Here is a 6,615-nt window from a genome sequence, read left to right as displayed (position 1 = left end):
CTAGCCGGCGGTGGCGCCGACGCGATGACACTGGCCATCGGGCATGGCGAAGGAGATCTCGCGATCCTCGACGCGGTGCGGGAGATCCGCTCGGTCTCGCCCGACGCCATCGTGGAGGAGTTCTCGGCCCTCTGCAAAGCCTACGGTGTCAGCCGGGTCGTAGGCGACCGCTATGCCGGCGAGTGGCCGCGGGAGCGCTTCCAGACGCGCGGGATCACCTACGAGGTCTCGGAGCGATCGAAGTCCGACATCTACCGCGAGTTCCTACCGCTACTGAACAGCATGCGGTGCCGGCTACTCGACGTGCCGAACCTTCAGCAGCAACTGGTCTCGCTGGAGCGGCGCACGACCCGCGGCAGCGGCAAGGACATCATCGATCACCCGCAGATGAAGGGCGCGCACGACGACGTGGCGAATGCCGCAGCGGGCGTGCTGGTGAGCCTGCAAAAGCAGCCCGGCGACTACGACCCAGACATGTGGGCGAGGCTGCTGGATGACTGAGGTGACGCTCACCATCGGCCGAGCTGAGGCCAACATCATCACCGAATCGGATGCGGGTTCCTTCCTGTCCCTGCGTCCGGTGCGAGCCGGCAGGTCGAGCGCGCGGTGTTCGCCCGCCGCGCTGCTCCCGGCCGGCGAGCGCATCCCCACAAGTCTCAACACCTATGGAGGTCAATCATGGGCCAGAATGTAGTCATCGACGTGCCGATGCGAGATGTCGTGACCCCGCGTCGTCGGGTTAGCGGCACGCAGAAGCTCGCCGACAGTACGCGCAAGATCTGCGACACGATCAAGGGCATCACTGAGCAGGTCGACCGCATCACGCAGTCTCGATCAATCATGAGGGCACACAACGCCCTTCAGTCCCCCGAAGCTCAGGCCATGCGCGACCGCGCAGCTTTTGATCAGGCCTATGCGGATCGCAACGAGCGCCAGCGTCAGCAGCTCAAGGCGACGCAGGAAGCCGCCGACAAGTTCTACGGGAGGGCCGGCAAGTGAGCGCAGAACCCGTGCACCATTTCGCCCCGAGCGCCGCGACCACGGCGTCCGCCCGTCCGGCCGAGGCCATCCCTGCGGTGGACCGAACCCTGCATCACCCGCAGCGCCCCGCCGCGATCGTCTCTCAGCCGGTCGCATCGGCGACGACAGTGGTCCCGCTCACCCGCATGCCGCAGAACCATGCTGAGCTGGAAGCTCTGATCGCGCGGCGTGTCCAGGACGCCGAACGGATCAGCAGAGAGAGCGCCGCAACAGCCGTCGCAGCCGCAGCGCCGATTGCTCCGCCCTCCCTTGTCCAGGCGGAAGCGGCATTGCCCCTGGCGGCCCTCAAGGCGGCTCAGGACGCCCGTCGCGCCGCCGAGGCGCCTCCGGTGCTCCCGCCGCCCCCCAAGCCCTTCCTGCCGCCTCTAGACGAGATGGAGGCGCGCGCTCGCTTGGCGGAAGCGATCCGGGTTCGTGATCTTGCCCGGCAGGCAGTCACCCTTGCCACTGACGCGGTCGCTAAGGCCAAGGCCATTGAGGCGGATGCCGAGAGCAAGGCCGCCGTCAGCGTCGCCATGGAGATGCGTGGCGCCGATACGCTTGCCGAGAAGATCCTGCATTGGGCTACGGCAGGCGGCGTTCGGCCGGATCTAGGCCCGGATGCCGACAGTCTCGATGCCCGCCGGGAACAGGACCGCGCCAGGGTTCATGCGGATGCCGCGCGGCAGGCTGCTCGCGCCCTCGACGTGGATCTCACTGCCAAGCGCTCAGTCGCTGACCAGGCCGAGCGTGCCGTCACTCAGGCGGCCGGCGAAGTCGTCTCGGTCATGATCGAGGATGTCGCAATCCAAGGGGCCGAAGCGCAGCGGGTCTATGAGCGAGCCCGGATGGCTGCACGTGTCGTCTACGATCTCGGCGGCTCTGGTGGTGTGCGTACGATCCGCGCCCGTCCTGAGATGCAGCGTCTTGGGCAGGGCGGCATGCTCGGTCCGGCATTCCCCGAGACCGCCGAGTCCGGTCCTAGGCAGGGTCATGCCGATCGGTGGTCGGGCCTGCTGAGAGCCCTTCAGACCAACGCGGATGCCGCGCTCGGGTGAGTCCTCCTCGGGTGCGGCTCCTGGCTTTCCACGGGCTGGGCGAGGCCATGCGGCAGGTGCCTCGACAATCCAACTCCGCATGCCGGTGAGGCCCTTGTTTTCCAGGGTCGGCGCCGGCCACCGCAACACGTAGGCGCATCATGCCGATCCGATCCAAGTTCACGGCCACGCCCGCCAAGCTCTCCCCGTTCTCGCAGTCGGTGCTGCGCGAGCTGAGCAAACGCGTTGTCATCGGCATTCCCGGCGACTCGATGCACCCAGCCGAGAAGGGCGAGGCGCCGATCGGCAATGCCGCTCTCGGCTACATGTTCGAGCATGGTGTGCCGGAGAGGAACCTGCCCGCTCGCCCGCACCTCGTGCCGGGGATTGAGAGCATTCGCGAGCAGGCTGCTGCCCGTCTGAAGAAGGCGGCTCAGGCGGCGTTCCTAGGCGACCTGGCAGCCCCTGAGAATGCCCTCAACGCCATCGGCCTGATCGGCGTGGCAGCGGTTCAGGAGCAGATCACGGACGGCGCCTTTGCCCCGCTGGCCGAGCGCACGATCAAGGCTCGGATCCGCCGTGGGCGCACCGGCACGAAACCCCTGATCGACACGGGCTCCTACCGCAGGTCGTTCACCTACATGATCACGCGCGGCAATTCAGGCGGGTAGGGGCAAGCTGATGACCCTTCAGTACCTGCGCAATATGTCCGTTGAGATCGAGGGCGGCGCGAAGTGGACTTATCTCGGCGATGAGAACGGCGGGCAGGGCCTGAAGATGACGTTCGACATCACCATGGCGGACACATCGACGCCGAACGTCGCCCGGATCGGCATATTCAATCTGAAGGATAGCAGCACGCAACCGGCGTTCTTTCGAGGCAAGACCGTAACGGTAAGCGCGGGCTACGCCAGCGGAACAACTTATGTTCTGTTCAAGGGCGAGATCCAACAGGCTCGCAATCTTCGTGTCGATGTGACCGACAAGGTGTTGGCGCTACTGGCGACCGACAAAAGTGGGCCGAGAAATTACGCCATCGTCAACAAAACTTTGTCTGCCGGGCACACCTATTATGATCGTGCCATGGTCTGCGCGGATGCGATGAAAGCTCTGGGCGCCGGCATCGGCTACATCGACAAGGATGCGCTCTCAAAGGTCAAGTTTCCTCGTGGCTGTGCCCTATGGGGGAATGCCAGAGACCACCTTCGAGAGATTGCTTTCGCCACCCACACGTCGTGGAGCGTGCAGAAAGGCAATCTTCAGATCCTCGCCAACGACAAGGCGCTTCCGGGCGATGACATCGTTTTGAATTCGCGGACCGGTCTCATCGGGCTGCCAGTCCAGACCATTCAGGGGATCGAAGGGCAGGCGTTGCTCAACGGTGAGATCTATCCGGGCCGTGTCGTTCAGATCGATCAAAAGTCGATCCAAGCCGCCGAGTACGATCCCAGCATCACGGGCGCACCGAACAACGCTCTATTGGATCGGTTTGGTATTGCAGCCGACGGTAGATACAAAGTCATGTACGTCGGGCATAATGGTGATACGCGCGGCGAACCATTTTTCACGAGCTTTGTGTGCGTTCAGCTATCTGCTGGCTCGGTTTCTTTTGCTCAAGCGCAGCGCGGGATTGGAATGCCGACCAATGGACAATGACGATCCAGACTTCCTCGACCCCGTGGCCTTCGACGGCGCGATGAAGGGCGTCCGCGCCGGTCTCAGTATCTACGGTATCGAGGTTGACGATGAGATCTGCACGCAAGTCGCAATAACGGTGCTGACCGGGTTCGCACTCAAAGGCGGGCTTGAGCCTGAAAGTCTTGAACGGCTACGTGATCTCGTCGTCCGCGCTGCTACGGCCCGTCAGGAGCACTGACATGGCGCCCGAATTCGAGATCGCCGGCAACCGCTATCGGTTCGACCGCATGCCGGCGCAGACGGAAACCCGGATCCTGCGCCGGTTCGCTCCGCTGATCGCGGAAGCCGTCCCGCTGGTCCTGGCGCCCGGCAATCAATTCAAGCTGCGGAATAAGCTCGATGTGCCGAAGGTGGCGGCGACGGTGTTCCGAGGCTGGGGCAACCTGACGGACAACGACACCGACATGATTGAGCGCGCGAGCTGCGGAAGCCTGACGCGCGAGCATGCCGGCGAATGGGTGCCGGTCTGGCCGAATGGCAACGCGGAACCGGCCTTCGCCGATATCGACGGTGCGGCCCTACAGCAGATCATAGGCTACGCGCTCGGGTTCACGGTCAAGCGATGGATTGAGGGCGGCGGCGACATGATGCCTGCCGAGATCCGCGCAGTGATGACACGGCTACACTGAGGCTTGACCATGGCAGACAACTGGATCCAGTCATTCGCGGTCGCCCTCGGGTTCGACGTAGACACGTCGTCTCTCAACACCGCCAAGAAGTCGATCGCCGACTACGAGGCCGCCGTGAAGTCTGCTGAGAAGCGGATTGAGGATGCCCGGTGGGCCGGCGCGAAAACCGAGCAGGAGATCGCCAAGCTCACGATGGAGACCAACCTGAAGGAGGCGCGGGCAGCCCTTGCCGCCGCTCAGGAGAAGGAGAAGGCCGAGCAAGAGGCCACTCGGAAGCGCGAGCAGCGCAACAAGGACTTCATGGCCGGGATGAGCCGGCTCACCTTGGCCGCCACCGCCATGGCGACGGCTGTCAGCTACGCGACCAACCGAGTGACGCAGGCCTTCGACCACCTCGGGTTCGTGTCGCAGCGGACCGGCGCGTCCGTCCAGAGCTTGAATAGCCTCGGCTACGCCTTCAAGCAGGTGGGTGGCAGTTCGCAGCAAGCGATCGGCGCGGTCGAGAGCTTCGCCAAGGCGATCCGCGAGAACAGCGGGGTCAAGTCCTATGTCCAGAGCCTCGGCGTGGACATGACGGCCGACACGTCACAACAGCTCCTGCAGACCGTCGAGAAGCTGAATAAGCACCCCTACGACGTGGGCTTCCGCGAGGCCGGGTTGGCCGGCATCTCGGAGGAGGACTACAACCTCATCTCGCGGCAGCTTCAGCAGATTAAGGCTTACCGCGCCGAGTACGACACCACAACGAAGTCGCTGGGCGTCAACAGCGAGCAGGCCGCCGAGGCCTCCATGGCGTTCCAGCGGTCCCTGACGCGGCTACAGGCGACCGCCTCGGCCCTCGGCGACAAACTCATGGTGTCGCTTGCTCCGGCCCTGAAGGCGATTGTGGATCGCTTCCAGGACTGGATCCGCTCGAACCCCGAGAAGGTCGAGCACATCATGGACGGGATCTCCAAGGCCCTAGTGTGGGTGGCTGAGAAGATCGGCGCGTTCATTGAGAGCATTACCGGCAGCAACGGAGACGCGTTCCTCAAGAAGTGGGACGCCTTTGGTGAACGCGTGGAGCGGTTCGCCACTGCGGTCGAGCGGATCGCGAAGGCCTCCGTCCAGGTGTCGAACCTGCTGGACAAATTCGCGGGCAAGGAGGTGTCGGGCGTCGGCTCGGCCTCGACATGGCTGCTGGAGAAGATGGGCGTGCTACCGCCCGGAAGCACGGGGGCCGGCGTCGTGGCGACGCCGGGCGCTCGCCAAGGCCCCGTGCAGGACAACCGCTCTTGGTACGAGCGCAATGCCCCAACTATCCTAGGCGGTAAGCCGGATCCCAATGCGCCTGCGGACGCCCGTGGCGGCCTTCGTGCCCGTGCCGTCCGTGCCATGCGCGGCGACCAGTCCGGCGGCGTGGCGGCCAATCCTGGCGCCTACAAGGACGTGCTGGATCACATCGCCCGGTCAGAGGGGACGGCGAAGGCGCCAGGCGGTGGCTACAACACGTCCCTTGGCTATGGCCGCTACCTGCCGGGCGGTCAGGAGCAGACACTCACGACCAAGACGCTGGACGAGATCTTGGCGTTGGGGAACCACATGCGCCGGCAGCCCGGCAATCCCAACTCGTCCGCGATGGGCCGATATCAAATCGTCGGCGACACTCTGCGCGACCAGATGCGCAAGCTCGGGCTCAAGGGCACCGACTTGTTTGACGAGAAGATGCAGGACCGCATTGGCGCGAACCTAGCCCGTCAGCGCGGAGCCGACTCGGTTGGGCTTCGCAGCGAGTGGGCTTCACTCGTTGGCGCTAACAATCGCATTGCCGTCGAGCTGATGCAGAAGGTCGATCCGAAGGCGTCAACAATGCCACTTGAGCGGCAGCCGGCATCGGGAGTGATCGAGCGCGCTGCGCAGTCCAGCATTCAGGTCACGGCGCCGAAGATTGAGGTAAGAGGGGCGGACGGCTCAGGTGCTGCGCCTCGCATCCATCTGCCGGGCCTACCGCGCATGGACCCTGGCGGTTTCGACGTGAACGCGATCATGCAGCCTGCGCCGAACCCGGCGCTCTCAACGATCAACAATAATCAGTCCAGTCGCGCGGTCCATCAGACCTTCAACACCACCACGAACATCACCGGATCGGATCGGCCAAGGGAGGCCGCTCGGATCATGGAAAGCGCGTTCGGCAACATGCACAGCCTGGCGCTTCAGAACGCGCAGTCGGCGACCGTCTAACCGCTAGCCAT

Annotated in this window: 7 protein-coding genes and 1 pseudogene; all 8 read left to right on the top strand. The window is 64.4% G+C overall.

The window, feature by feature from the left end; all coding sequences use genetic code 11:
• Window positions 1-501 (top strand): annotated as a pseudogene (locus OXS27_RS23795) (hypothetical protein); the annotation flags it as partial.
• Between the two features lie 177 nt (window positions 502-678).
• Complete coding sequence (locus OXS27_RS23790; protein ID WP_267359119.1) at window positions 679-999, top strand: hypothetical protein; 321 nt, start codon at window positions 679-681, stop codon at window positions 997-999.
• The gene (locus OXS27_RS23785; protein WP_267359117.1) at window positions 996-2,078 is read left to right on the top strand and encodes a hypothetical protein; all 1,083 of its coding nucleotides are present in this window, start codon (window positions 996-998) and stop codon (window positions 2,076-2,078) included. Before OXS27_RS23790 ends, OXS27_RS23785 begins: the two co-directional genes overlap by 4 nt.
• A gap of 140 nt (window positions 2,079-2,218) precedes the next feature.
• Window positions 2,219-2,728 carry a hypothetical protein gene (locus OXS27_RS23780; RefSeq protein WP_267359116.1) on the top strand — a complete coding sequence of 170 codons (510 nt, stop codon included), beginning with the start codon at window positions 2,219-2,221 and terminating at the stop codon, window positions 2,726-2,728.
• 10 nt (window positions 2,729-2,738) lie between these two features.
• On the top strand, window positions 2,739-3,713 hold the full coding sequence (locus OXS27_RS23775; RefSeq protein ID WP_267359115.1) for a hypothetical protein: 975 nt from the start codon (window positions 2,739-2,741) through the stop codon (window positions 3,711-3,713).
• Window positions 3,703-3,933: a hypothetical protein gene (locus tag OXS27_RS23770; protein ID WP_267359113.1), complete on the top strand. Its 231-nt coding sequence runs from the start codon at window positions 3,703-3,705 to the stop codon at window positions 3,931-3,933. Before OXS27_RS23775 ends, OXS27_RS23770 begins: the two co-directional genes overlap by 11 nt.
• On the top strand, window positions 3,878-4,384 hold the full coding sequence (locus OXS27_RS23765) for a phage tail assembly chaperone (protein WP_267359111.1): 507 nt from the start codon (window positions 3,878-3,880) through the stop codon (window positions 4,382-4,384). Before OXS27_RS23770 ends, OXS27_RS23765 begins: the two co-directional genes overlap by 56 nt.
• Window positions 4,385-4,576: 192 nt before the next feature.
• A complete protein-coding gene (locus OXS27_RS23760) occupies window positions 4,577-6,604 on the top strand; it encodes a hypothetical protein (RefSeq protein ID WP_267359110.1) in 2,028 nt (675 codons plus the stop codon).
• Window positions 6,605-6,615: the final 11 nt, after the last annotated feature.

This window comes from Methylobacterium sp. GC_Met_3, from assembly GCF_026540775.1.
Taxonomy (GTDB): domain Bacteria; phylum Pseudomonadota; class Alphaproteobacteria; order Rhizobiales; family Beijerinckiaceae; genus Methylobacterium.
This window is presented reverse-complemented; position numbering and strand designations above follow the sequence as displayed.

Coding starts and splice junctions, on each gene's coding strand:
- OXS27_RS23790 (WP_267359119.1), top strand. CDS start 679: ATGGGCCAGAATGTAGTCATCGACGTGCCGATGCGAGATGTCGTGACC.
- OXS27_RS23780 (WP_267359116.1), top strand. CDS start 2,219: ATGCCGATCCGATCCAAGTTCACGGCCACGCCCGCCAAGCTCTCCCCG.
- OXS27_RS23775 (WP_267359115.1), top strand. CDS start 2,739: ATGACCCTTCAGTACCTGCGCAATATGTCCGTTGAGATCGAGGGCGGC.
- OXS27_RS23770 (WP_267359113.1), top strand. CDS start 3,703: ATGGACAATGACGATCCAGACTTCCTCGACCCCGTGGCCTTCGACGGC.
- OXS27_RS23760 (WP_267359110.1), top strand. CDS start 4,577: ATGGAGACCAACCTGAAGGAGGCGCGGGCAGCCCTTGCCGCCGCTCAG.